23 protein-coding genes, 1 tRNA gene and 1 pseudogene are annotated in these 25,768 nt (G+C 59.3%); 20 read left to right on the top strand and 5 right to left on the bottom strand.

The window, feature by feature from the left end:
* Complete coding sequence (gene mrdA / locus AC0L8G_RS18430; RefSeq protein WP_473385614.1) at nucleotides 1–1,944, top strand: penicillin-binding protein 2; 1,944 nt, start codon at nucleotides 1–3, stop codon at nucleotides 1,942–1,944.
* A gap of 3 nt (nucleotides 1,945–1,947) precedes the next feature.
* Nucleotides 1,948–3,099: a rod shape-determining protein RodA gene (gene rodA, locus AC0L8G_RS18425; RefSeq protein ID WP_473385613.1), complete on the top strand. Its 1,152-nt coding sequence runs from the start codon at nucleotides 1,948–1,950 to the stop codon at nucleotides 3,097–3,099.
* Between the two features lie 46 nt (nucleotides 3,100–3,145).
* Here rodA and AC0L8G_RS18420 read toward each other — a convergent pair whose 3' ends face one another.
* Entirely contained in the window at nucleotides 3,146–3,514 is a 369-nt protein-coding gene (locus tag AC0L8G_RS18420) for an Hpt domain-containing protein (protein WP_473385612.1), read from the bottom strand.
* A 160-nt stretch (nucleotides 3,515–3,674) separates the two neighbouring features.
* Here AC0L8G_RS18420 and AC0L8G_RS18415 point away from each other — a divergent pair, with 160 nt between their 5' ends.
* Nucleotides 3,675–5,222, top strand: a complete 1,548-nt coding sequence (locus AC0L8G_RS18415) for a sodium-dependent transporter (RefSeq protein ID WP_473385611.1) — start codon at nucleotides 3,675–3,677, stop codon at nucleotides 5,220–5,222.
* Nucleotides 5,223–5,613: 391 nt separating this feature from the next.
* Here AC0L8G_RS18415 and AC0L8G_RS18410 read toward each other — a convergent pair whose 3' ends face one another.
* On the bottom strand, nucleotides 5,614–7,839 hold the full coding sequence (locus tag AC0L8G_RS18410; protein WP_473385610.1) for a TonB-dependent receptor family protein: 2,226 nt from the start codon (nucleotides 7,837–7,839) through the stop codon (nucleotides 5,614–5,616).
* A 204-nt stretch (nucleotides 7,840–8,043) separates the two neighbouring features.
* On the opposite strand from AC0L8G_RS18410, the gene AC0L8G_RS18405 reads away from it, so the two are divergent.
* The 5 genes and pseudogenes from AC0L8G_RS18405 to AC0L8G_RS18385 all read left to right on the top strand — a co-directional run bounded on the left by AC0L8G_RS18405 (nucleotide 8,044) and on the right by AC0L8G_RS18385 (nucleotide 11,645).
* Entirely contained in the window at nucleotides 8,044–8,340 is a 297-nt protein-coding gene (locus AC0L8G_RS18405) for a 4a-hydroxytetrahydrobiopterin dehydratase (RefSeq protein WP_473385609.1), read from the top strand.
* 103 nt (nucleotides 8,341–8,443) lie between these two features.
* Nucleotides 8,444–9,140: pseudogene (locus tag AC0L8G_RS18400) on the top strand (response regulator transcription factor).
* Nucleotides 9,141–9,146: 6 nt separating this feature from the next.
* On the top strand, nucleotides 9,147–10,868 hold the full coding sequence (locus tag AC0L8G_RS18395; RefSeq protein ID WP_473385607.1) for an ATP-binding protein: 1,722 nt from the start codon (nucleotides 9,147–9,149) through the stop codon (nucleotides 10,866–10,868).
* A gap of 75 nt (nucleotides 10,869–10,943) precedes the next feature.
* Nucleotides 10,944–11,354, top strand: a complete 411-nt coding sequence (locus tag AC0L8G_RS18390) for a PTS sugar transporter subunit IIA (protein WP_473385605.1) — start codon at nucleotides 10,944–10,946, stop codon at nucleotides 11,352–11,354.
* Nucleotides 11,355–11,645 (top strand): HPr family phosphocarrier protein, encoded by a 291-nt coding sequence (locus AC0L8G_RS18385; protein ID WP_473385604.1) that lies wholly within the window; start codon nucleotides 11,355–11,357, stop codon nucleotides 11,643–11,645. It begins immediately after the preceding gene.
* Nucleotides 11,646–11,667: 22 nt separating this feature from the next.
* Here AC0L8G_RS18385 and AC0L8G_RS18380 read toward each other — a convergent pair whose 3' ends face one another.
* From AC0L8G_RS18380 to AC0L8G_RS18370, 3 genes are all read right to left on the bottom strand, one after another.
* Entirely contained in the window at nucleotides 11,668–13,875 is a 2,208-nt protein-coding gene (locus AC0L8G_RS18380; RefSeq protein ID WP_473385603.1) for a peptidoglycan DD-metalloendopeptidase family protein, read from the bottom strand.
* Nucleotides 13,872–14,258: a BlaI/MecI/CopY family transcriptional regulator gene (locus tag AC0L8G_RS18375; protein ID WP_473385602.1), complete on the bottom strand. Its 387-nt coding sequence runs from the start codon at nucleotides 14,256–14,258 to the stop codon at nucleotides 13,872–13,874. Before AC0L8G_RS18375 ends, AC0L8G_RS18380 begins: the two co-directional genes overlap by 4 nt.
* A 155-nt stretch (nucleotides 14,259–14,413) precedes the next feature.
* Complete coding sequence (locus tag AC0L8G_RS18370) at nucleotides 14,414–15,175, bottom strand: alpha/beta hydrolase (RefSeq protein WP_473385601.1); 762 nt, start codon at nucleotides 15,173–15,175, stop codon at nucleotides 14,414–14,416.
* 143 nt (nucleotides 15,176–15,318) lie between these two features.
* Between AC0L8G_RS18370 and AC0L8G_RS18365 the strand changes: the two genes are divergently transcribed.
* The 12 genes from AC0L8G_RS18365 (at nucleotide 15,319) to AC0L8G_RS18310 (ending at nucleotide 25,768) form a co-directional block, all read left to right on the top strand.
* Nucleotides 15,319–15,395: transfer RNA gene (locus tag AC0L8G_RS18365), tRNA-Asp, on the top strand.
* 248 nt (nucleotides 15,396–15,643) lie between these two features.
* Nucleotides 15,644–16,423 (top strand): 3-hydroxybutyrate dehydrogenase, encoded by a 780-nt coding sequence (locus AC0L8G_RS18360; protein WP_473385600.1) that lies wholly within the window; start codon nucleotides 15,644–15,646, stop codon nucleotides 16,421–16,423.
* Nucleotides 16,424–16,689: 266 nt separating this feature from the next.
* On the top strand, nucleotides 16,690–17,550 hold the full coding sequence (locus tag AC0L8G_RS18355; RefSeq protein WP_473385599.1) for a methylenetetrahydrofolate reductase: 861 nt from the start codon (nucleotides 16,690–16,692) through the stop codon (nucleotides 17,548–17,550).
* The gene (locus tag AC0L8G_RS18350) at nucleotides 17,547–18,614 is read left to right on the top strand and encodes a homocysteine S-methyltransferase family protein (protein ID WP_473385598.1); all 1,068 of its coding nucleotides are present in this window, start codon (nucleotides 17,547–17,549) and stop codon (nucleotides 18,612–18,614) included. The genes AC0L8G_RS18355 and AC0L8G_RS18350 overlap by 4 nt, the downstream gene beginning before the upstream one ends.
* A 3-nt stretch (nucleotides 18,615–18,617) precedes the next feature.
* On the top strand, nucleotides 18,618–21,260 hold the full coding sequence (metH, locus tag AC0L8G_RS18345; protein WP_473385597.1) for a methionine synthase: 2,643 nt from the start codon (nucleotides 18,618–18,620) through the stop codon (nucleotides 21,258–21,260).
* A 115-nt stretch (nucleotides 21,261–21,375) separates the two neighbouring features.
* Complete coding sequence (locus AC0L8G_RS18340) at nucleotides 21,376–21,933, top strand: c-type cytochrome (RefSeq protein WP_473385596.1); 558 nt, start codon at nucleotides 21,376–21,378, stop codon at nucleotides 21,931–21,933.
* A 156-nt stretch (nucleotides 21,934–22,089) separates the two neighbouring features.
* Entirely contained in the window at nucleotides 22,090–22,485 is a 396-nt protein-coding gene (ndhC, locus tag AC0L8G_RS18335) for an NADH-quinone oxidoreductase subunit A (RefSeq protein ID WP_473385595.1), read from the top strand.
* The gene (locus tag AC0L8G_RS18330; RefSeq protein WP_473385594.1) at nucleotides 22,476–23,045 is read left to right on the top strand and encodes a NuoB/complex I 20 kDa subunit family protein; all 570 of its coding nucleotides are present in this window, start codon (nucleotides 22,476–22,478) and stop codon (nucleotides 23,043–23,045) included. The genes ndhC and AC0L8G_RS18330 overlap by 10 nt, the downstream gene beginning before the upstream one ends.
* 7 nt (nucleotides 23,046–23,052) lie before the next feature.
* On the top strand, nucleotides 23,053–23,439 hold the full coding sequence (locus tag AC0L8G_RS18325) for a RidA family protein (RefSeq protein WP_473385593.1): 387 nt from the start codon (nucleotides 23,053–23,055) through the stop codon (nucleotides 23,437–23,439).
* A gap of 25 nt (nucleotides 23,440–23,464) precedes the next feature.
* Nucleotides 23,465–24,076 (top strand): NADH-quinone oxidoreductase subunit C, encoded by a 612-nt coding sequence (locus tag AC0L8G_RS18320; protein WP_473385592.1) that lies wholly within the window; start codon nucleotides 23,465–23,467, stop codon nucleotides 24,074–24,076.
* A gap of 2 nt (nucleotides 24,077–24,078) precedes the next feature.
* Nucleotides 24,079–25,299, top strand: a complete 1,221-nt coding sequence (locus AC0L8G_RS18315) for an NADH-quinone oxidoreductase subunit D (protein ID WP_473385591.1) — start codon at nucleotides 24,079–24,081, stop codon at nucleotides 25,297–25,299.
* Nucleotides 25,300–25,306: 7 nt separating this feature from the next.
* Nucleotides 25,307–25,768, top strand: a complete 462-nt coding sequence (locus AC0L8G_RS18310; protein WP_473385590.1) for a hypothetical protein — start codon at nucleotides 25,307–25,309, stop codon at nucleotides 25,766–25,768.

The following is a 25,768-nucleotide window of genomic DNA, read 5'->3' as shown; positions in this document are numbered from 1 at the left end:
ATGGCCAGCGTCAACGCCCATGATCCGGAACGCTATGAAACGGTGCGTCGCCGCACGGTGCTGCTCGGCGGCGGCGTCAGCTTGCTTTTCGCCGGCATATCCGCGCGGCTTTATCAGTTGCAGATCGCCGAGCATAAAAAATATCTCGATCTTGCGCAGAACAACCAGTTCAACCGGCGCATTCTGACGCCGCTGCGCGGTGAAATCGTCGACAGATTTGGCGAGCCGCTGGCGTCCAATCGCAAGAATTTCCGTGTGCTGCTGGTGCCGGAACAGGCGCGCGACGTTGACGCTGCGCTCGACAAGATTTCGAAGATCACGCCGGTAAGTGAAGAAAAACGGGCGCGCATCATGCGCGAAATTCGCCGCCGCGGATCGTTCACGCCGGTGCAGATCGCCGACAACCTGTCCTGGGAAGACTTCTCCAAGATCAATTTCGAATTGCCGCATCTGGCTGGCGTGCTGCCGAATGTGGGCGAAACCCGCGATTACCCGCACGGCGCGGAGGCGGCGTTTGTGATCGGTTATGTGGGCGCGGTCACTGAACGCGACCTCGCCGCGCAGGAAGGCGATGACGAGCGCGTGCTGTTGCGCCAGCCCGGTTTCAAGGTTGGGCGCGAGGGGCTGGAGCGCACATACGAAAAAGAACTGCGCGGCGGCGCCGGCGCGATGAACGTCAAGATCAACGCCCATGGCCGCGTCATTGAGGAAATGGTCGACAGCGCCGTGCCGCCGGTGCAGGGCAAGACGCTGGCCCTGACCATCGATGTGGAATTGCAGGCGCACGCCATGTCAGTGCTGGCTGAGCCCACTCCCGGCGTTGAGCAGGATGAGCAAAGCGCCGCGGCCGTCGTTATCGACGCCATCACGGGCGATATTCTGGTGCTTGCGTCGACGCCGGCGTTCAACCCGAATGATTTCAATGTCGGGATTGATCCGACGCTCTGGAAAGACCTAAACGCCAGCCCGTATAAGCCGCTTTTGAACAAACCGATTTCCGGCGTGTACCCGCCAGGTTCGACATTCAAATTGATTTCCACCATCGCCGCGCAGGCGGCCGGCGTTAAGCCGAACCAGACAGCCCATTGCAGCGGCCGCGTCTGGTACGGCAATCGCTATTTCCATTGTTGGAAACGCGGCGGCCACGGCACCGTCAATATGAAGGATGCGCTCAAGCATTCCTGCGACGTCTATTTCTACGAAATCGCCAAGACGCTTGATATCGACCTTCTCGCGGAGACTGCGCGCAAATTCGGTCTCGGCCAGTCCTATGAACTCGGCATTTCCGGCCAGCAGCGCGGCGTTGTTCCTGACCGTGAATGGAAGAAGCAATATTTCGCCGGCAATCCAGCGCAGCAACCATGGTTTCAGGGTGAAACCCTCTCCTGCATTATCGGCCAGGGTTACGTGACCTCGACGCCGCTGCAACTTGCGGTGATGGCGGCGCGTGTCGCCACCGGGCGCGCGGTGCGTCCGCGTCTCGTGCGGGCGGTTGGCGATCTGGTGTTGCCGGCGCCCGAAGCGCCGTTGATCGATGTGAATCAGGATTACCTGTCTGTCGTCCGGGCGGGCATGAATGCGGTGACCAACGAATATGGCACCGCCGCGCGCTCGCGCCTCGATGATCCCGAATGGCAGATGGCGGGCAAGACAGGCACCAGCCAGGTCTATGCGATCACGACCGAAGACCGCGCCCGTGGTCTCACCAAGCCTGAAGATCTGCCCTGGGCGCGCCGCGACCATGCATTGTTCGTCAGCTATATGCCCTATGAAAACCCGCGCTATGCTTGTTCGGTTGTGATCGAGCACGGCATTGGCGGCGCGCGGGCGGCGGGTCCGAAAGCCCGCGACATTATGAAGGCGGTCGCCGAAAAAGATCCGGCGTCGCGCACCCCGCTTGACCCGCGCACGCTGGCGCGCGCCTCCGGCGTGAAGGAGAGCTAGGTCATGTCTTCGATCATCCTTCCCGGACGCCGCCGCGGTTTGCGTGATAAATTATCCAGACTGCATTGGCCGATGCTCATCCTGCTGACGATGATTGCGGGCGCCGGCGTGATTACCTTGTTCTCTGTTGCGGAAGGCCACTGGGAGCCTTGGGCGCTCAAGCATGGCCTGCGCTACGCCGCGGCGCTCAGCATTTTGATCGGCGTTGCAATGGTGCCGATCCGGTATTGGATGGCGCTCGCTTATCCCACCTATTTCGCCGCGCTGTTCGCGCTGGCGCTGGTGCCGGTGATCGGTGAAGTGAATATGGGCGCGCGGCGCTGGATTGAATTTGGCGGCCTGCAGTTTCAGCCTTCAGAAGCGATGAAAATCGGCCTCGTCATGGGGCTGGCGCGTTATTATCACGGGCTCAGGGCCGAACAGGTTTCGCATTTTCTCTATCTCATTCCCCCGGCGCTTATGGTTGGCGCGCCTGTCGGGTTGATCTTCATTCAGCCGGATCTCGGCACGGCGCTGTTGCTGGCGGCGACCGGCGCGATCATGATTTTTGTCGCGGGTCTTTCCTGGCGCATCGGATTTGGCGCGATTATAGGCGGGGCCGCTGCGGCTTATGGCGCATACCGGTTCGACATTCTGAAAGAGTATCAGGTGAACCGGATTTTGACCTTCCTCGATCCGGAACGCGATCCGCTGGGGCAGGGCTATCATTTGCTGCAGTCGAAAATTGCGCTCGGCTCAGGCGGCCTTGACGGCAAGGGCTATATGGAAGGCACGCAGAGCCAGCTTAAATTCCTGCCGGAAATGCAGACCGATTTTATCTTCACGATTTTTGGGGAGGAGTTCGGTTTTGTCGGCGCGATCGGTTTGTTGCTGGTCTATCTCGCGATCATCTTTGTTGGCTTTTCCATCGCCATGTCGACCAAGTTGCATTTTGCAAGATTGATGTGCGTCGGCGTGGTCGCGACATTCACGCTTTATGTGTTGATCAATACCGGCATGGTGATGGGGCTGGCGCCAGTTGTCGGCGTTCCGCTGCCGCTGGTTTCATATGGCGGCACCGTGATGCTGACTATTATGGCCGGTTTCGGACTGGTGATGAGCGCCCATGTCCATCGCGATCAGGATATGTATCGCTCCGGTGATTTTCTGGGATAAGACATGCCGGACGCGCCATGCGCGGGGCCTGCGAAAATTATTCGGCTTAAACCTGCGCCAGATGCGCTTCGAAATGCTCGCAGAAAATATCGAACAGGACTTGCGCTTCACCGAGCATGCCCGCGGCGGTCGAAGCGTCTCCCGCCTTGCAGGCTTTCTCAATTGTCGCTGCGGTCTCGGCGAGCAATTGCGCGCCGACATTCGCCGCCGATCCTTTCACCGCATGAGCGGTTCGGGATGCGTCATTGAGCTCCCCGCCATTCACGCCTTCCCCAAGGGAAACCAGAAGGTCAGTGGTCGAGCGCTGGAAGGCCTCGAGAATCGCCCGCGCGCCGTCGACTCCAGCAGCGGAGACCAGGCTGTTCACCTGCTCCAACTGAATATGCGCTGGCTCTATGGTCCGCGGTTCAGTCACTCTTCCAGTCCCTAGATACGGCCGGTTTGGCGCACCCCACGCCTTATTTGATCTATTTACGGCCGCACGCTTGAGCAATATTTGCTAACAAACGTAAAAATTTGTCTAAAATCACAGAATACGCCACTCTGGCGATCAAGTTTTCGAGGGATAATAACAGATGCAAGGCACGGCGGGGGAAAACACCCATTGGTCTTCACGGGCGGCCTTTATTATGGCCGCCATCGGCTCCTCGGTGGGCCTGGGCAATCTATGGCGCTTTCCTTATGTCGCCGGTGAAAATGGCGGCGGGGCGTTCGTCCTGTTTTACCTGCTCTGCGTGGTGCTGATCGGCCTGCCGGTGCTGGTGGCAGAGCTGTTTATCGGCCGCCGGGGCGGCATGTCGGCTGTGGGCAGCGTGGTGAAAATCGCCAAGGCCGAGGGCCGGTCGCCGCTCTGGTCGATGCAGTCCTGGCTGGGCATGCTCGGCGCCTTTGTCATCTTAACCTTCTATTCAGTTATCGCCGGCTGGGTGATCGCCTATGTGGTGATGATCGGGGGCGATCTCGCCGCGTCTGTCGGCGCGAATGGATTGGCCGGTCTCGCCGCGCCCGCATTTGCGGAGCTGACCGGCGAGCAGGTCAGCGCGAAGCTGGGCGAGCTCCTCAACAATCCGACCCGGATGATCATCTATCACGCGATCTTCATGGTGCTCACTGTGGGCATCGTGATGCGCGGCATTAAGGGCGGGATCGAAGCGGCGGTGACCTATCTCATGCCGGCGTTTTTCATATTGCTCATCGTGCTGTTCTTTTATGCGCTCGCCACCGGTGATCGCGGTCAGGGCATTGATTTCCTTCTTGGCGTGCGGCTGCAGGATACGGTGCTGGCTGACGGCGCCATTCGTCGCGGATTGCTGCACGGTCTTCAAGACGGCTCGGTGATCTCCGCTGCGCTGGGGCAGGCGTTCTTCTCAATCGGCCTTGGCTCCGCGTTGATGGCCACTTACGGCGCCTATATGCGCGAAGATCAGGACCTGCCGCGTTCGGCGCGTCTTGTTGCTATCGCCGATACCGGCGTCGGCATTGTGGCGGGCCTGGCGATCTTTCCGATCGTGTTCGCCATGGGCCTTGCGCCGGGGGGCGGACCGACCCTGATGTTCCAGACCTTGCCGCTTGCTTTCCACGGCATGCCGGTCGGCGGGCTGTTCGGCCTTGCTTTCTTCCTGCTCGCCTTATTCGCCGCAATCACATCTTCGATTGCGCTGCTGGAGACCTCGACAAAATGGGTCGATGAACAATCCAAAGGCGACAACCGCATTCTTTCCGCTGGCGGCATTGGCCTTGTCGCCTTCGCCATTGGCGTCGCCAACGCGCTCAGCCAGGTGCCGCAGCAAGGCCCGAATGGCGAAGCGCAGGCGGGCTTCTGGAATACATGGCAGCCGCTTGGTGAAATGTCCCTGTTCAAGGGTATGGTGCTGCTCGACTTTCTGAGTGCGACGACCGATATCATCCTGCCTGTCAGCGGTCTCATCGCCGCGATCTTCGCCGGATGGATCGTTTCAACATCGACTGCGCGCGAGGCGATCGGCTTTAAGTCCGAGATCTGGTTCAAGCGCTGGCGCTTCCTGATCCGCTGGGTGTGTCCGATCGGAATTTCCATGGTGATCGCCTATTCGGCGATCTGGATTCCCTATGTCGCGCCGATGCTGGTGAATGTAGCGGAGTAAACGCCGCCCGCCCGGACTATGATCGTCCGGGCGGCGCGATTGCGCGTTGCATATATTCCTTATACGGATCGCCTGGGGCGAGCCCTGAAATTCGCCCGAAAATGCGCGTGCGGCGGGCGGATTTCGTTAACCATTTGCCCCTTGCCAAGCGGGAAAACGCACCCCATTATTTGCACAGGTTCAAATCAACGAGAGGAGGTGATCTGATGTCGAGTGATTTCTTAAAGCCAATGAGGTCTTTGTGGAAAGAACGCGCCTCGGAGCAGCCTTCGAGCGCCGTTTGACCACCGGATTTTAGGAAAGATCTTGAGGCCTGTTGGCTGAAGAAATTGCGGATCTTTTTATAAAGATTCCAGGGCCGCTCTTTGTGAGCGGCCCTTTTCCGTTCGGGCTAGAGCGAGAGATCGACGCCCAGCCAAAAGGTGCGCGGCAGGCCGGGGCGCAGGCCCGCCGGCTGGTGCGCGGCGATGTAATCTTCATCAAAAAGATTTTCGACTTTGCCGCGCAATGTCACGCCATCGATAATGCCGACATAGGCGGACAAATCGAACACGGTGTGTGCGTCGAGCCGTTCAGCAAGAGGGATCGCGCCCTGACCGGCGACCGTGCGGCGTTCCGATTGGTAAAGCATGGCCAGTTCGCCGCCCCAATTATCGCCTTCAAGTCCCGCGGTTAAGAACAACTGATGGTCGGCAAGATATGGCAGTTCGTCGCCAACGCTCACTTCGCCCCAAGGCCCATAGCCGGACGAGAAGGCCGACTGAAATTCGCCATGGGTATAGGTGTAGACAGCAGAAAGCGGGATCGCGAAGGGGGCTTCGACCCAAGCAGCGGCGTCGACGCCCGCCACCAGTTCAAGACCATAGACATCCACACCGCCGCCATCGAACTGGTCGCCGATGACGCAACCGCCGCCAGTTGACGCGGTGCAGGTGCCGAGCAGATTTTGGTAATCGTTGAAAAAGGCGATGGCTTCGAAGCTCGCCGCGCCGTCGGCCCAGCGCAAGCCCGCTTCCCAATTGGTCGATTTCTCTTCGCTGGAATTGGAATTACCGGGCGAGGGAGGGGCGAAACCGCGATAGACGCCGCCGAGCACGGATAGCTGATCTGTAAGATCATAGACGATGCCGATAGCGGGCGAGACCGCCGTCAGCGTGTTTTCGCGCGTTGAAAGATTGGCGCCCGTGCGGTCCGGGTCCATGCGCCCATAGTCAAAGCGTTTGAGGTCAATGTCTTCGATGCGAACGCCGAACGTCGCGTGCAAGCGACCCCAATCAATATTGTCCTGTACGAAAATCGCCAGCGCCTCGCCGGTCTCGATGCGGTTGGAATCGGTTCCCGGCGCGCCGACGCTGGTCCGCAGCAATTCGGCGTTGTCGGCCCGGAAGAACTCGAAATTCTGGAAGCGATCCACTTCGTCTTCATGCCAGCGAAGGCTGGCTTCGAATGTGTGGTCGATGGCGCCGGTCGTGGCTTTGTAAGTCAGAATGCCCTGAATGCCTTTGGCGTAATATTCGCGCGCATTGTGGCGGATCTCGAGGGCGTCATCCGGACCGATGAAACCGGGCTGGGCGAGGATGTTTTGGAATTCCATCGCATAGGTGATCGGGTCATTGAGGATCGAAGACGTTGATACGCCCATTACGCGTTCCAGCTTGAACCAGTCCCGCGCGAATTCCGTGCGATAGGCGATGACATCAAGGGTCAGGTCCGGCGTGAGTTCAGCGAAGTAGCTGAGCTGGAATGTTTCATGGTCGCCATTGAACTGGTCTTCCTGCGACGCGTTATAGCGGCGGCGCGTGTCCGCCGAAAAATCGGAGCGGGTCAGTCCGAGATAGGTCTCGTTCGAGGTTTCATCCGAACGCTGATATTTAAACTCGAGGCTTTGCGGAACGGCGGCGCCGTCTTTGGTGTAAAGGCCCGCCTTTACAACATAGTCGGAAACATCAAAGCCCGTATCGCCGCCGGCGTCGATGCGTTTGAAGCCGTCAGTATTGTGCTGATAGGTCTCGATCAGGAGGCCGGCGTCGAGCGCGCCGAGGCTCTCGCGGCCGCCGGCCCAGACATGCAGGCGCTTGCCGTCATCGGAGCCGAACAGGATTTGCGCTTTCGCGGCGAACTCTTCCGGGATCGGTGTTGAATACAGATTGATCGCGCCGCCGGTGGTGCGCGGTCCGTATTTGACGACGCCTGTGCCCTTGGTGATTTCAATTGCGTTGATGCGGCCCGCATAGGGAAAATAATAGGCTTCCGGCGCAGCATAGGGGGCGGGGGCGATGGGCGCGCCGTCTTCCATGACGGTGATCCGCGCCGAACGGTCTGAGCCGGAACCGCGCAAACCGATATTCGGCCGCAGGCCGTAGCCGTCTTCTTCCTGAATGTTGACGCCCGGCGACCGGCGCAGCGTGCGCAGAATGTCCGTATTGGACTGCTTGGCCAGGTCGTCTGCGTCGAGATAGGTGATCGCGCCGGGTACTTCGTCGAGGCCGCCTGCAGCGCCAAACACGTTGATCTCATCAACAAAGGCGATCGCTGAAATTGCACTGCTTCCATCTGCATGCGCCGCGCTAATAATCGCCAGGTTCGCGGCGGCGGCGAGTAGACTAGTCCTCAACATCGGGGGGCTGCTTTCTTCTATCTGGATTTGCGATTGATTATTACTAACGGACGGCTAGCCAGCCTGCGAATGATTGTCAATCACAGAACGTGATAAGCGGTGGTTTTGCCGCGCGCCGAAATCCCGGCGTCAAAGGCATGACAAAGCGGCCAGCCGGGCCTAAATGGCCCTATGCAAGCGCCTGACAGGGTGAAGGAGAAGAGAATGGTCGCGAAATTGAGCCCCGATGCGAGGGCCGCCTTTTTGAAGGACCATCCGGGCTGGGCCCCGACCGAGGGCCGGGACGCCGTCAAAAAAAGCTTTGCTTTTGACGATTTCAACGCGGCCTGGGGCTTTATGAGCCGGGTGGCGCTGGCGGCGGAAAAAGCCGACCATCACCCGGAATGGTTTAATGTCTATAATCGGGTGGATATCACGCTGACGACCCATGATGCGGGCGGCCTATCAGAGCGGGATGTGGCGCTGGCGGGCTTTATTGACGCCGCCGCTGGGGATGATTGAGCGGAAATGCGGCTCCGGACACAAAAACGCCTCCTCCGCGCCTTCTATACGCCCGCGAGCGCATCTAGTAAGATTTTGAATTCACAAGGGGATTGAAAGAAAGATGGCGACAATCGCGCTTGTCGATGACGACGAAAACATTCTGGCCTCGGTTTCCATCGCTCTTGAGGCGGAGGGGCATACGGTCAAAACATTTGAGGACGGCGCCGCGGCGCTTGAATTTATTCAGTCGACCCCGCCGGACATGGTGGTCTCCGACATCAAGATGCCGACCATGGACGGCATGGAGCTGTTGCGCCGCATTCGTCAGAATTCTGCGCTGCCGTTGATTTTCCTCACCTCCAAGGATGAGGAGATCGACGAGGTGCTCGGCCTCACCATGGGCGCGGACGACTATGTCAAAAAGCCGTTTTCGCAGCGCCTGCTGCTGGAACGGGTGAAGGCGGTGTTGCGTCGTGGCCAGGCCGGCGAAACACCGACCGAAGAAGAAGAAAAGAAAATCATGCGCCGGGGCGACCTGACGCTCGATCCGATGCGCCATGCCTGCAACTGGAAAGGCATGCCGGTGGTGCTGACGGTGACGGAATTCCTGATTCTGGAATCGCTGGCGCAACGGCCGGGCTTTGTGAAAAGCCGCGATGCGCTGATGGACGCCGCCTATGACGACCAGGTCTATGTGGACGACCGTACAATCGACAGCCATATCAAACGGGTGCGGAAGAAATTCCGGCAGGTCGACAAGGAATTTGATTCTGATCGAAACGCTTTATGGCGTCGGTTACAAATATAAGGACGCCTGATCGGCAATGGATAATGAGGGCGGGATCGCGCGGCGAAGACGTGCGCCGATGGCGGTGTCGCGGCTAACGCTGACTATCGTTCTCGCCAACCTCATTGGCCTTGTCATTTTGTTGCTCGGTTCATTTGCGCTGACGCAATATCGGGACGGTCTCATCCAGGCGAAACTTGAAGGCGTGCGCGCGCAGGCGCAGATCATCGCCGACGTGCTGGCGCAGGTGGCGATTGATGAAAATAGCTGTCAGCCTGTAGAGGCCGCCGATATTGCAGGACAGGAAGGCGAAGCGATTTGCGCGCTGTCCCTGAGCCAGCGCGATGTGCGCGAAGTGTTCAACCGGGTGTGGGACAGTTTTGAAGGCCGGGTGCGGATCTTTAACGCGCCGCAGACCTTTGAGGACCCGCCTGTCAGCGACGCCAAAGCGCTGCTGATTGAAGATGTTGTTCTGCGCCAGGATGAAATCGTCGCGCAGGCGCTCCCGCCCATTCAGGAAAACGGCACACTGACCGAAGTGTTGGATGAGGAAGGGGTATGGCGAAAGCTGTCGCGGTTTTTCTCTCGTGATTACCGTATGGAGGCCTCGCGACGATCAATCGAAGATGAGCTTAATGCGGCGCTCGCCTCTTCGCCATTTGCATCAGAGCGCGGGGCCGCATCGGTGCGCCTCGACGAGGAAGGCGAGCTGGTTGCGTCGGTTTCCGTGCCGATCCGCCGTGTGCAGGCGATCTATGGCGTGGTGACGGCGGAAAGCGGCGGCATTGACGCGCTTGTCGAAGATGCGCGGCTTTCGATTTTGCCGTTCTTTGGCTGGGCGGTGGCGGCGGCGATCCTTTCATCCTTGTTGCTCACGACGATGATCGCGCAACCGATCCGCCAGCTTGCGGTGGCGTCGGACAAGGTGCGCGAGGGCATCGCGGCGGCGGGACGGGCGCGCATTCCCGATTTCACCAACCGCAAGGACGAAATTGGCGAGCTGTCGGCTTCATTGAAATCAATGACCCAGGCGATCTATGCGCGCATCGATGCGATTGAAAGTTTTGCGGCGGATGTTTCGCATGAGTTGAAAAACCCGCTGACCTCGATCCGCAGCGCGGCCGAGACCTTGCAGATCGCCAAGACGCCGGAACAGCAGGCGAAACTGTTGGCGGTCATTCAAAAAGACGTGTTGCGCATGGACCGGCTGATCACCGACATTTCCAATGCGTCGCGCCTAGATGCGGAGCTTGCGCGTGAAACCCGCGAAGCCATCGACCTTGGCAGGCTGATCAAAGACATTGTCGCGATGTATGGCGACACGACGAGAGACGGCGAGGTTCGCGTCGCTTTCAATGATCCGTTGCAGCAGGGCTATGTCCTCGGCAATCCGTCGGCGCTGGGGCAGGTGATTCGCAACCTGATCGACAATGCGCGTTCCTTCAGTCCGCCCGGCGGCGAGGTCCGCGTCTTTCTGGAGCCGCCGACGGCGCGCAACGGGCTCGCCCGGATTGTTGTGGAAGATGACGGACCGGGTATCCCGCCGGACAATCTTGAATCCATATTCAAGCGTTTCTACACCAAACGCCCCACTGGCTCGGCTTTCGGCAACAATTCCGGCCTTGGTCTGGCGATCTCCCGGCAGATTGTGAACTCTCATGGCGGCAGGATTTTCGCGGAGAATCGCCTGGTTGATCCTGATTTCGCTGACAGCGCACGCAAGGGCGCGCGCTTTATCGTAGAAATTCCGGGCCGTTAATCGTCGATTTGGGTAGACATTTTTAAGCAAAGCAGCACCATATTGGGCGCTGTTACGGAGTTGGATGCGAAACGAATGATCGGTCTTGTTGTCGTCACCCATGGGCGTCTTGCGGAAGAGTTTCTGTCCGCCGCGGAACATGTTGTTGGTCCGCAGGAGCAGGTGAAGGCCGTGTCCATCGGTCCCGATGATGATATGGAAAAGCGCCGGCAGGATATTCTCGATGCGGCGAAGGCTGTCGATTCCGGCGAAGGCGTCATCATTCTCACCGACATGTTCGGCGGCACGCCGTCAAATCTGGCAATCTCCGTCATGGAAAAGGCGAATGCCGAAGTTGTGGCGGGCGTCAATTTGCCGATGCTGATCAAGCTCGCTTCGGCCCGCGCTGAAGACGATCTTCCCGAAGCCGTCAAGGCGGCGCATGAGGCGGGACGCAAATATATCAATGTCGCGTCCTGGGTGCTTTCGGGAGAGGCGGCGGATTAAGTGTCAGACCAGGACGAAGCGTCGGTGACCAAGACTGTTGAAGTCTGCAACAAGCTTGGCCTGCATATTCGCCCATCGCGCCATCTTTCGTCTCTGGCGAAGTCCTATGACGCGGTGGTGTCTGTCCGTAATAATGACCGGGTGGCGCTGGCGGATTCGCAGCTTGATCTGTTGATGCTGCTCGCCAGCAAAGGCGCCAAGCTGGAAATTTCCGCGACCGGTCCGCAGGCCGCAGAGGCGGTCGATTCCATTGTCAAACTTGTGCAGGACCGCTTCGGCGAAAAGGACTAGCCGCGAAGCCGGGCAGGGCAAGCTAGTTGGCCTGGCCTTCTGCTTCCCGCTCTAATTCTTCGCGACGGCGTTCAATCTTTACAAGTTCTTGTTCCAGGTTCGCCTTTGCGTCGCGAATCGCCTCTTCGCGCAGCGCGAGAATTTCCGCTTCATTCATGCTGCGCGCACGTTGTTGCTCACTTTGGCGCTCGGCCTTGGCGCGTTCGCGTTCGACGTCGCGCATAACGCGCTTCATTTCCGCTTCACGCTCAAGCCGGGCTTCTTCCGCTTCCGCTCGCACTTCCGCCCGGGCGGTCGCGCGCGCGCGTATTACTTCAGTCTCGGCAACCGCCTTTTGCGCGCGCTTCACCGCGCTTTTTTGGGCGCGATGAATGGCAGCGAGTTGACCTTCGCTCAAGCCCGCATCCGCGAGGGCGACCGACATGTCGGAGAAGTCGAGATTGACCTGCCCCAAACCTTCCAGACGCAGCATTTGTTCATCGATCAGTTCCGCCAGCCGGTCTGCGCCTTCAATCGCGCCAACCTCAATGCCTTGCAGTTTGACGTTTAAAGTGTCGAGGCCGGATTGCGTATCGAGTTTTGCAAGTTGCTTGCGCAGGTCACGTTCGAGCCGCGCCATTTTCTTTTCCAGCTTGCGCGCTTCTTTTTCCTCGCGCTTGACGTCGCGCGGCGCAACCTCCCGGCTTTCCGTTCGAATTGCATCCACCGGCGCAAGCACGACCTCCCGCGTCGTCTTTTCTCTTGCGACGGCGCGCGGGGCGATCACGGGAGAAAGCGAAGCCTCGCGCAGGACGACAGGCGCAGGGTCGATTGTAGCGCCGTCTTCGATCACTTCGAAATGAAGATGCGGACCGGAAGCGACGCCGGTTGAACCGACTGCGGCGATGACATCGCCGGCGTCGACGCGGTCGCCCTTGTGAACAAGATAGCTATCGAGATGGGCGTAGCGTGTGATCAGCCCGTGGCCGTGATCGATGACGACGACTTTGCCCCAGGCATCGCTGTTTTGATATTTGTCCGTCGCGTCTATCACCTTGCCGTCGCCAGCCGCACGCACTGGCGCGCCGCGCTCTGCCTTGATGTCGACGCCCTCATGGGCCGGACCGGAAGCTTTCATCTTGGCGCCGTAGTTCAGCGTGATCTCGCCCTTTACCGGCGCAACGGGCAGCGCGTCGCGCGGCGCTGGCGGCGAAACAGCGAATGCAGCTTGCGCAAAGGCCAGTCCCGCGGCAATGAATGCGCAAGCGCCAAGGCCGAGCTTGCCGGCGACGGTAAGCAGTGGCTTTTCCGGCGCGCCGGTGAGGATTGCATCGAGGCGTTCGCGGCGCGAGCGTTTGTCGAACGGCGTGAAGGAGGGGATCAGCTCACCGGCGAACCCGTTGCGCGCGCCAGCGGCGAGGCGCAGGCCCTGCACAAAGCAATGCGCATATTGGCGCCGGTTGACGCCGCGCGCCAGCACCAGCGCATCAGCGCCTTGCTCTGCGGCGAGCGTGGCGCGCGCGCAAATATGGCGCATGAACGGATTGAACCAGAATACCGCTTTTGCAACCGAACACAGAGCGAAGAGCGCGACATCGCCGCGTTTCACATGCGCCATTTCATGAGCGCCCATTAGGCTGGCGTCCTCAATCGAGACTCGGTCGAGAAGGTTAAACGGCATCACGACGATCGGCCGAAACACGCCATATACGCAGACGCTGGTCACGATATGTGAAAACAAATAGCGCGGGCGCTGTTTCACGCCGATGCGTTCACGCCAATATTCCAGCGCTTCAACAAGTTTCGGTTCGTCCACGGGGATTGCGTAGTTAAGGCGATAGGCGAACCAGACATGGCGCACCGCGGCGAGTAAAAACAGCATCAAAAAGCTGTAGAAATAGATCACCGCCGATGCGCGCAGAATGTCTGCGATCGATGCAGTGGCCGGCGCTTCATAGGGCGCCGCCAGCGCCATGTCTGTTTCAAGGGCGATGGGGGCGGCGAATTCGGTCATTGGCGGCAAGGGCGCCGGGGCGCGCAAGGACAAACCGAGCGCGGCGACAATGGGGGCGATCAGAACCGGCAATGCAGCGAGGATAAGGGCGGCGGGCCATAAATGACCGGCAAGCGAGCGAACGCCGGGCGCGCCTTTTTCCGTAGCGGCGATTTTTGAGGCCGCGATGTAAATGACGGGCGCCCAGATCATCGACGCCAGAAGGCAATAGAAAAACGGTTCGACCAACGCGCTCATTGCTCATTCTCCGCTTTTTTGAGGACGCCCGCGAGTTCTTCGAGTTCGTCATCACTGAGTAATTTCGAGTCTGCGAAAAACGCCGCCGCCGGTGTCGTGTCGAGTTCAAGGACGCGACTGGAGAAATCGGCGATCATGCGCGACAGCAGCGCGATCTTGCCGACTTGCGGTTCGTAGATGTTGACACCGTCTACCGGTGTCTTGGAGATCAGCCCTTTGTCCGCCATGCGCTCCAGCACGGTGCGCACGGTGGAATAGGACCAGCCGAAAAGTTGTTCGATTTCTCCGTGAATTTCACGAGCGCTCATTTCTTTCGACCGCCAGAGCAGTTTCAAGATGGCGAGTTCAGGTTTGGTCGGGTCTGTGCCCTTATGTTCGGTCATGGCGGCGTCCAGCTATGGCGGGGACGCAAGTCAGTCCCCTGCGACAATTGTGGCCAGCTTACCCCTTTGCCACAGTTGTCGCAAGCAACGCCCGCCCGGATTCGCAGTTTCTGCGGCGAGGCGTGGCGGTTTTGCGGTGAGCTGAGCCAGCCGGGCTATTGCGCCAGGGCGTCCAATACCGCCGCCAGACGCTCCAGGTCCGCCGGGGTGGAAAGCCGGTGGTCGCCCCTCGGCGTCAGGCAAATCTCCACATCCGCGCTCTCGAGCATTTCGGCGAAGGCGAGAGCGTGGGCGTAAGGAACGGCGTCATCCTGCATGCCCTGCAGGATCCTCACCGGGCAGGAAATCGGAATCGGCCCGGTCATCACTAATTGGCGGCGTCCATCCTCGATCAGCCTGGCGGTGATGATCTCCGGCTCGTCAGAATAGTCGGAGGGCAGTTCGATCCGCCCGGCGCTCAGGATCGTCTGGCGCTGGGCTTCCGTAAATGACGGCCACATCAGCCTTTCGGTGAAATCCGGCGCCGGCGCGATAAAGATGATGGCCGCCACGCGCTCGGGCCGCGCCAGCGCCAACAGGGAGGCGATCCACCCGCCCATGGACGATCCCACCAGGATTTGCGGCCCCTCGGTCAGATTGTCGAAGACCGCCAGGGCGTCGGCGAACCAGTCGCCAATGGAGCCGTCTTCAAAAGCGCCCTCGGATTCACCATGGCCGGAATAGTCGAAGCGTAAATAAGACCGTTCATTTTTCTCGGCCCAATGGTCCAGAAATTCCGCCTTCGTCCCCAGCATGTCGGACCGGAAACCGCCGAGCCACAGGACCGCAGGCGCGCCATTTTGTCGGCCTTCGCGGCGGCGATAGGCGAGGCGGCCATGGGGGCCGTCAAAAGCAGAATGCGGGGAAGGGGCGGTCATTGCGGTTCCGGTCTCCAATAGCGCGCGGGCGGCGGGCCTGAAACCCCGGAAAACTATAGCTTCTACGGCTTCCATTAGCGCTTGACGCCCGCCGCACGCTAGCCTAAACCGCGCGCTCCGATAAGCCTTCTGGCTTGTCTGATGCGGGTGTAGCTCAGTTGGTTAGAGCGCCGGCCTGTCACGCCGGAGGTCGCGGGTTCGAGTCCCGTCACTCGCGCCATTTTATACCGCACAACCAGCCCCTTATAATTGAACACGCGTTTCGTCCGCGCCAGCCGGGCGTTTTGGTCGCCGTCGCGCTATGTCGCTCGCCGGATTTTCGCGCTGGTCGCCCTTTTCATTCCGATTGCGCATTCTGATCGCCGCCTTGCGCTTGGCGCCGGTCCGCGCTGCGCCTATTTGGAGTTTGAAGGTTCGGGCTTTTCCAGGTTCCGCAGGATTTAAAGACTTATCCAAAGGAGTGGCGAGATGAAATTGAAGGATCAGGTTGCGCTGGTGACGGGCGCCGGAAGCGGCATTGGCCGCGAGATCGCGCTGGAATTCGCCAAAGCCGGGGCCAAAGTGGGGATCGCCGACATCAATATGGATGGCGCCGCTGAAACGCTCGCCAAGATCGAGGCCGGCGGCGGCGAGGGTCTGACCGTAGAAATGAACGTCACCGACGAAGACGCGGTCAATGCGGGAACCGATCTTGTCGCCGAGAAATGGGGCCGGATTGATACGCTGGTTTCCAATGCCGGCGTTCAGATCGTGCATCCGATCGAAGATTTTCCGTATAAGGATTTTCAGAAGATCATGGATATCCATCTGGGCGGGGCGTTTTTAACCACCAAGGCGTGTGTGCGGCATATGTATCCGCGCAAATCCGGCAGCCTGATTTATATGGGCTCGGTCCATAGTCACGAAGCCTCGCCTTTGAAGTCGGCCTATGTTTCCGCCAAGCACGCCATTCTCGGCCTGTCGCGCGTGATGGCGAAAGAGGGCGCCAAACATGGCGTCCGGTCCAATGTGATTTGTCCGGGCTTTGTGAAAACGCCGTTGGTGGAAAAACAGATCCCCGAACAGGCGCGCGATCTCGGCATCACCGAAAAACAGGTCGTCGAAGAGGTCATGCTCGGCGATACGGTCGACAAGGAATTCACGACGGTTCAGGACATCGCCGATCTTGCGGTGTTCCTGGCGTCTTTCGACACCAATGCGCTTACCGGCCAGTCGATCGTCGCCAGCCATGGCTGGTCCATGCGCTAGCAACGGCGCAGCCCGCACCTCTCTGCGGGCTGTCGTTCCGGGCTGATTTGGCCTGACAGGCCCGCAGCAGTCACGGACCGGCGTCAATACTGACGCCCACGCGCGGGGTATTTTATCTTAAAAAGCAGCGACTTAGCGGAGATTTCGCCTGAGGGCGAAGTTTGCGCTTTTCAATCATATAAAGAAATGTATATATCCTGATGTAATAACGGGTACTGTTGATACCAGTCAAATTTCAGCCCCCGTGACCGCTCAGGAGAAAAGTCATGTCGCCGCTTGCGCTGTCATTCGAGATATTCCCGCCCAAATCCGATGAGGGCGCGGGAAAGCTGTTGGAGACGGCGCGGTCGCTTGCGGCGCTGGGGCCGGATTTTATTTCGGTGACCTATGGCGCCGGCGGTTCATCGCGGGACCGGACGCTGGGCATGGTGCGCGACCTCAACGAAAAGGCCGGCGCGCCGGCGGCGGGGCATATCACTTGCGTAGGCGCCGCGCGCGACGAGATTGATGATGTCTTGCGCAATTACTGGTCATCGGGCGTTCGCCGGATTGTCGTCTTGCGCGGCGACCCGCTGGAAGGCATCGGCGCGCCCTATCGTCCGCATTCTGAAGGATATGCCTTCGCGTCGGATCTCATCGCCGGTGCGCGCGCCATCGCCGACTTCGATATTTCAGTCGGTTGCTATCCGGAAACCCATCCGGAAGCGCGCGGGCTTCAGGACGAACTGGATAATTTGAAGCGAAAATTCGATGCAGGCGCGGACCGGGCATTGTCGCAGTTCTTTTTCGAGCCGGAAATCTTTTTGCGCTATCGCGACGCCGCCGCCGATGCGGGGCTCGACAAGCCGATTGTGCCCGGCGTGATGTTGCAGTCGAATTTCGCCGGGCTTTCAAAAATGGCGCGGCTGTGCGGCGCCTTTGTGCCGCTGAAAGTGTTGCGCGCCTATGACGGCCATGACGACCAGGAATCGCGCGATCGCATCACGGTCGAACTGACCACGTCTATATGCGAACGCTTGCGGGCTGAAGGCGTTGAGGCGTTCCATTTCTACACCATGAACCGGTCGTCGCTCGCCGCCGATCTGTGCCGCAATCTCGGCGTCACCAAAGACAGGAGAGCAGCGTGAGCGAACGTCAGGCCCGTATCGACGCGCTGAAACGCGCAGCAACGCAACGCATTCTCGTGCTTGATGGCGGCTGGGGCGCAATGATCCAGCGCAAGGGGCTTGAAGAAGCTGACTTCCGCGGGGACCGCTTCGCCGAGCATCCCGGCCAGATGAAAGGCAATAATGATATTCTATGCCTGACGCGCCCGGACATTGTGAGCGAATTGCACGACGTGTTTTTCGCCGCCGGGGCGGATATTTCCGAGACCAACACATTCTCGTCGACGACGATTGCGCAGGCCGATTACGAACTCGGCGCTGATGAGGTCATCGCGATCAATCGCAAGGGCGCCCGGTTGGCGCGCGCGGCGGCGGATGCGTGGACGGCGAAACAGCCGGACAAGCCGCGCTTTGTCGCCGGTTCGATCGGCCCGTTGAACAAGATGCTGTCCATGTCGTCGGATGTGAATGATCCGGGCGCTCGCTCGGTCACTTTCGACGAGGTGTACAACGCCTATCGGATGCAGATCGAAGCGCTGAATGAAGGCGGCGCCGATCTCTATTTGATCGAGACGATCACCGACACCTTAAACTGCAAGGCGGCGCTGAAGGCGATCATGGACCTTGAAGCGGAGGGGCTGGAGAAGCTTCCGATCTGGATTTCCGGCACGATCACCGACCGCTCCGGCCGGACGCTGTCCGGCCAGACCGTCGAGGCGTTCTGGAATTCCGTGCGTCACGCAAAGCCATTTGCGGTCGGCCTTAATTGCGCGCTCGGCGCTGATCTGATGCGTCCGCATATCGCCACTCTGTCGCGCATCGCCGATACGCTGGTCGCCGCTTATCCCAATGCCGGCTTGCCGAATGCGTTCGGTGAATATGATGAAACGCCGGACACCACTTCGGCGATGCTGGGCGAGTGGGCGCAAAGCGGCATCGTCAATATTCTTGGCGGCTGCTGCGGCACCACGCCGGAACATATCGCCGCCATCGCGCAAGCCGCGAGCACCGCGGCGCCGCGCGAAATGGCGGAACGCCCCCGCGCCATGCGCCTATCCGGCCTTGAGCCTTTTGAGATCGCCTGACCCATGACCAAGCAAACAGCGACATTCGTCAATATCGGCGAGCGCACCAACGTCACCGGCTCCGCGGTGTTTCGCAAGATGATCACCGAAGGGCGCTATGGTGATGCGGTGGAAGTCGCGCGTCAGCAGGTTGAAAACGGCGCGCAGATCATTGACGTGAATATGGACGAGGGCATGCTTGACGGCCCGCAAGCCATGCGCACCTTCCTCAATCTGATCGCTGCCGAACCGGATATCGCCCGCGTGCCGATCATGATCGACTCGTCGAAATGGTCGGTGATCGAGGCGGGGCTGAAATGCGTGCAAGGCAAGGCCATCGTCAATTCGATCTCCCTGAAGGAAGGCGAGGCGCCATTTCTCGAACAGGCGCGTGAAGTGCTGGCCTATGGCGCCGCGACGGTTGTCATGGCCTTTGACGAAAAGGGACAGGCCGAAACCGCTGACGAGAAAGTGCGCATCTGTAAGCGCGCTTATGATTTGCTAACCGAAAAAGTCGGCTTTCCGCCGGAAGACATCATATTCGATCCGAATATTTTCGCTGTCGCGACCGGCATTGAAGAACACAATGACTATGCGCGCGCCTTCATCGAGGCGGCGGGGCGCATTCGCGAGGAAATGCCCGGCGTGCATGTCTCGGGCGGCTTGTCGAATGTTTCCTTTTCTTTCCGCGGCAATGAGCCGGTGCGCCGCGCCATGCATTCGGTGTTTTTGTATCATGCGATCAAGGCCGGACTGAACATGGCCATCGTCAATGCGGGCCAGCTCGATATTTATGACGATATTGAGCCGGAACTGCGCGAGCGCTGCGAAGATGTGATCCTTAACCGCCGCGATGACGCGACGGATCGCTTGCTGGAAATCGCGGAGCGCTTTCGCGGTCAAAAGGGAGAGGTGCAAAAGAAAGACCTCTCCTGGCGTGAAAAGCCGGTCAGTGAACGGCTGAGCCATTCGCTGGTTCACGGCATTAATGAGTTCATCGTTGAGGACACCGAAGAGGCGCGCCTCGCCGCCGAGCGTCCGCTGCATGTCATTGAAGGCCCGTTGATGGACGGGATGAATGTTGTCGGCGACCTGTTTGGCGACGGCAAGATGTTCCTGCCGCAAGTGGTCAAATCCGCCCGGGTGATGAAGCAGGCGGTCGCGGTTTTGCTGCCCTATATGGAAGAAGAAAAAGAACGCAGCGGATTGGCGGGTACGTCAAACGGAAAAGTCGTCATGGCGACGGTGAAGGGCGATGTGCACGATATCGGCAAGAACATTGTCGGCGTGGTCCTGCAATGCAACGGCTATGAAGTGGTCGATCTTGGCGTCATGGTTCCTGCTGAAACCATTCTCGATACGGCGGTCAAAGAGAATGCCGACATTATCGGCCTGTCCGGACTGATCACGCCGTCGCTCGATGAAATGGTTTTCGTCGCTGCGGAAATGCGCCGCCGCGGCATGAACAAGCCTCTGCTGATCGGCGGCGCCACAACATCGCCCGCGCATACGGCGGTGAAGATCGAGCCCGGTTACCACGCAGCGCCGGTGATTCATGTGGCGGACGCCAGCCGCGCAGTAGGCGTCGTCTCTTCGCTCTTGTCGGATGAGGCGCGGCCAAAACTCTGGGAAGAAACGCGGGACAAATACGCCAAGATGCGTGCGGCGCGCGAAGGCGGCGGCCCGAAAGAACGTCTGACTATCGCGGCGGCGCGCGAGGCGCGGTTTACGCCGGACTGGAAAGCCCATGAGCCGGCGAAGCCGTCCTTCATCGGCGCGCAGACCATCGATGATGTCGGTCTTGAAGATGTATTGCCTCTGATTGACTGGACGCCGTTTTTCATGAGCTGGGATATGCCCGGCCGCTATCCGCAGATTTTGGAAGACTCAAAACGCGGGGAGGCGGCGCGGGGACTTTGGGCCGATGCGCAGAAAATGCTCGACCAACTCGTGTCGGAAAAATGGCTGACGCTGAAAGCGGCGGTCGGGTTCTGGCCCGCCAACGCAAATGGCGATGATATTACGCTGTGGACGGATGAAGCGCGCGACATAGACCACGCGCAGCTTTTCACTTTGCGCCAGCAGATCAAAAAGAAAGAAGGCGCGAATGTCGCGCTGTCGGATTTTGTCCGCACGCGCGATGAGGGGCCGGACTGGATCGGCGGCTTTTGCGTCACTGCCGGTCATGGCGAAGTGGAAAAAGCGGAAGCTTTCAAAAACGCGCATGACGATTATTCCTCCATCATGGTGAAGGCGCTGGCCGACCGGTTCGCCGAAGGCTTCGCGGAATATTTGCACGCGAGGGTTCGCCGTGAGTATTGGGGCTATGCGCCGGACGAAAATTTGTCGGTCGAAGATCTGGTCGCCGAAAAATATGCGGGCATCCGCCCGGCGCCGGGTTATCCCTCGCAGCCTGACCACACCGAAAAGGAAACCCTGTTCCGCTTGCTCGATGCGCCGGGCCGCGCCGGGGTGGAGCTGACCACGAGTTTCGCGATGACCCCGCCCGCCAGTGTTTCCGGGCTCTATTTCGCGCATCCCCAGTCGCATTATTTCGCGCTCGGGCGGATCGAGAAAGATCAGGTCGCCGATTACGCCCGCCGCAAGGGCTGGGATCTGGCCACCGCAGAGCGCTGGCTTGGGCCAGTCCTCAATTACGCTGCCTAATTGGGTGGGCTATACGGGCCCGGCCAGACCAGGGCTGTCTACGGTTTCATCTTTGCCACATTGCAGGGGCGCGGAATCGGCGCGACAATCGCGACGGGACAGCCCGGAGCTTGAAATGACGCAGATAACGAAAAAATTGGCCGTGATGGCGGGCATCGTCGCGCTTGGCGCTTGCAGCGCGGAGAATTCAGGCCCGGCGCCGGCGGTCGACGAAGCCTCCGTCAGCCTGAAACCGGCGGTTTCCCGCAATCTCGATCCGTTGGTCGGCAAGTCGCTATTTGTGGAAAAAGGCTGCGTCATCTGCCATTCCGTCAACGGGGTGGGCGGCAAGGCCGCGCCGGCGCTGGATGTGGAAATTGGCGCGCCGGGGGTCGATCCGCTGGATTTCGCCGCCCGAATGTGGCGCGGCGCCCCGGCGATGATCGAGCTGCAGGCGATTGAGCTCGGCTACACTATTTACCTGACCGCCGATGACATCGCCGATCTGGCCGCCTTCGCCTCAGATCGCGACGCCCAGAAAACCCTCGTGATCGATGATTTGCCGGAAACGATTCGCGCCGGCCTCCTCGATGAGCGGTTCTGGGAAATGGAGGATTGGGACCAGTTTCTGAGCGAAGGGCAGGAAGGCGAGTTCGCCGAAGAGCTTGAAGACGCCCTCTCGGAAGTAGATTAGGCGCCGAAAAACTGCGGTGAAGGGTCTCACGGCCCGGATTCGAGTGAATTCGCCTCGAATCCGACCCGAATTCGCGTTGCCTTTGCGCCCGCACCTTTCTAGGTTCCGCGCGTATTTGCCCGGCTTCCGGGCGCGCCTCTTCAGGAGACATATCCCGTGGCGACCGCCGATTTTCTGCTCGACTGGCTACCGATCATCGTTTTTCTGGGGATCGCCATAGCGCTTGCGCTGGGCTTTCTGATCGCCCCGGTGATTATCGCCCCGAACGAGCCCGACCCCGAAAAGAATTCGACCTATGAATGCGGCTTCAACGCCTTCGATGATGCGCGGATGAAATTCGATGTGCAGTTCTACATCGTCGCCATTCTCTTCATCATCGTCGATCTCGACGTGGCGTTCCTGTTCCCCTGGGCGGTGACCTTGTTCAACCCGGAACTGGGCGCGGATCGCGATTTCCAGATTTTCGCCTTCTGGTCGATGTTCGTCTTTATCGCCGTCTTTGCAGTCGGCTTTTTGTATGAGTGGAAGAAAGGAGCGCTGGAATGGCGCTAGACCAATCCAAACTTCCTTACGGAACCGCCGCGCGCGTTGGCGCGCCGGGCTACAACCCGTCGGCGAAAGACCCGTTCTATTCAGAACTGTCCGATCAACTGGCTGACCGTGGCTTCATCACCGCCCCGGCGGATGCGCTGATCAATTGGGCGCGCACCGGCTCGCTGATGTGGATGACCTTCGGTCTCGCTTGCTGCGCCGTTGAAATGATGCAGGCGTCGATGCCGCGCTATGACGTTGAGCGCTTTGGTTTCGCCCCGCGCGCATCCCCGCGCCAGTCTGACGTGATGATCGTTGCGGGCACGCTGACCAACAAGATGGCTCCGGCGCTGCGCAAGGTTTACGACCAGATGCCGAACCCGCGCTACGTCATCTCCATGGGCTCCTGCGCCAATGGCGGTGGTTACTATCACTATTCCTATGCGGTGGTGCGCGGCTGCGACCGGATCGTGCCGGTCGACATTTACGTGCCGGGTTGCCCGCCGACGGCGGAGGCGCTCGTTTACGGCATTCTGCAACTGCAGAAGAAGATCCGCCGCGAAGGCTCGATTGTAAGGTAATCCTCTGGTGGAAGTAACAGTCCATAACCCCACAGACGGCATCTATCCGGCCGACGATTTCGTGCATGCGATCGAAGTCAAAAATCCCGGACGGTTTCTGTTTGTTTCAGGCACCATGGGACTGAAGCCGGATTGGAGCGCGGGCGCGGGAATTGACGATCAGCTCGAGTTGTTATGGTCAAACATTCGCACGATCTTGGGCAGCGCCGACATGAGCGTCGACAACATTGTTCGACTGACTTCATACTTAAGGGACGCGGAATTCGCGGAGAAAAACGCCAAAGCGCGTTTGAAAGCGCTTAACGGCAGAAAAATTCCCACAACCGCGATCGTCGCCGGCACGCTGCTCGAAGACTGGCTTGTGGAGATCGAAGTTGTGGCGGCAGGCGAATGAGGCGCACCAATAGCAGGCGGACTGGATGAGTGAAGAACTGAAAGAACTGGGCGAACATATCGCCGCGACCATAGACGCCGACATCCGCTCCTGGCGGGTGGAGCATGGCGAGTTGACGATCGACGTGCGCGCCGACCGCATCGTGCCGGTGATGCAATTTCTGCGCGACGATCTGCTGGCTAAATTTCTGGTGCTGATCGATCTCACCGCGGTCGATTACCCGCAGCGGTCGCAGCGTTTCGATGTCGTCTATCACCTGCTTTCCATGCACAACAACACGCGCATCCGCGTGAAGGCGCAGCTTGGTGAGACCGAGACGATCCCGACGATCACCGATGTATTTCCCTGCGCTGACTGGTTCGAGCGCGAGGCGTTCGACATGTTCGGCGTTGTGTTTTCCGGCCATCCGGATCTGCGCCGTCTGCTCACCGATTACGGCTTTGAAGGCCATCCGCTGCGCAAGGACTTCCCGCTCACCGGCAATGTGGAAGTGCGTTATGACGACGAGCAGAAACGCGTTGTCTATGAGCCGGTGAAGCTGGTGCAGGAGTTCCGCAATTTCGACTATCTCTCCCCATGGGAAGGCGCGAAATATGTATTGCCCGGCGATGAAAAAGCCGAAGAGAAGGGCGCCTAGACATGGCTGATGGTCACATCAATCCCGAAGATTCAACGTCTGACGCCTCATCCGAGCGCAATTTCACGATCAATTTCGGCCCGCAGCATCCGGCGGCCCATGGCGTGTTGCGCCTGGTGCTTGAGCTTGACGGCGAAATCGTAGAGCGCGTCGATCCGCATATCGGCCTCCTGCATCGCGGCACCGAAAAGCTGATCGAGTACAAGACCTATCTGCAAGCGATTCCGTATTTCGACCGTCTCGATTATGTGGCGCCGATGAACCAGGAGCATGCATTCTGCCTCGCCGCGGAAAAACTGCTCGGCATCGAAGTCCCGAAACGCGCGCAGCATATCCGCGTGCTGTTCTCCGAGATTGGCCGCATTCTCTCGCATATTCTCAACGTCACCACGCAGGCGCTGGATGTGGGCGCGCTGACGCCGCCAATCTGGGGCTTTGAAGAGCGCGAAAAGCTCATGATTTTTTATGAGCGCGCCTCAGGCTCGCGCATGCATGCGGCCTATTTCCGCGTCGGCGGCGTGCATCAGGATTTGCCTGAACAACTGATCAACGACATTGATGCGTGGTGCGACCAGTTCCCGCAGAAGATGAAGGACATCGAAACCCTCATCACCGACAACCGCATCTTCAAACAGCGCAACGCCGATATTGGCGTCGTGACGCAGGAAGAGGCGTTCGCTTGGGGCTTTTCAGGCGTGTTGGTGCGCGGGTCGGGCATTCAGTGGGATTTGCGCCGGGCGCAGCCTTACGAGTCCTATGACGAATATGATTTCCAGATTCCCATCGGCAAAAACGGCGATTGCTATGACCGCTATCTCTGCCGCATGGAGGAAATGTATCAGTCCGTTTCCATCATGAAGCAGGCGATTGCGAAGCTGCGTGAAACGCCGGGTCCGGTGATGACCACGGACGGCAAGGTCGCGCCGCCCAAACGCGCCGACATGAAGGGCAATATGGAAGCCCTCATTCACCACTTCAAACTCTACACTGAAGGCTTTCACGTCCCGGCGGGCGAAGTCTATGCGGCGGTTGAAGCGCCGAAAGGCGAGTTCGGCGTCTATCTCGTCTCCGACGGCTCGAACAAGCCTTATCGCTGCAAGATCCGCGCGCCGGGCTTCCCGCATTTGCAGGCGATGGACTGGATCAATCGCGGCCACATGCTGGCTGACGTCTCGGCGATCCTCGGTTCGCTCGACATTGTTTTCGGTGAAATTGATCGGTAGGCGCGCCATGCAGCGACAACAATTCGGGCTTCGGAAAGTTGTTGCTGTGGCTTGCGCCGTTCCGTCCCTTTTTTCGATTGCGATTGCCGAGGAAAAGTCGCTGGACGACCAGCGCCGGGAGATCATGCAATCAAGAAACTACCTCAAAACATGCGAGAGGCTGCACAAGAAATTCCCGATCCAGCAATCTGAACTGGCGCAAGCTGGCAAAGAGCCAAAGCTATTATGTCAGTCTGCGCCTGTTTATGAAGAACGGTGTATGTTGGGTGACAAATCTCCGCATAAAGAAGTCAAGTTTGTTTATGACGTCACACCGGATGGATACACATATAATTTAAGGCTGTTATCCACGGATGACGACTGCGTTGTGAAGTCCGCAGCTTCCTCACTCATGCTCTGGTCTTATGAGCCTACGGAAAATGGCGGGACCAATCTGGAAACCACCATCACATTTAAACTTAAGCTTTAA

This window comes from Hyphococcus sp. D3-15 (genome assembly GCF_055809375.1).
Note: the sequence above shows the minus strand (reverse complement) of the source record. Positions and strands in the feature narration are given on the sequence as shown.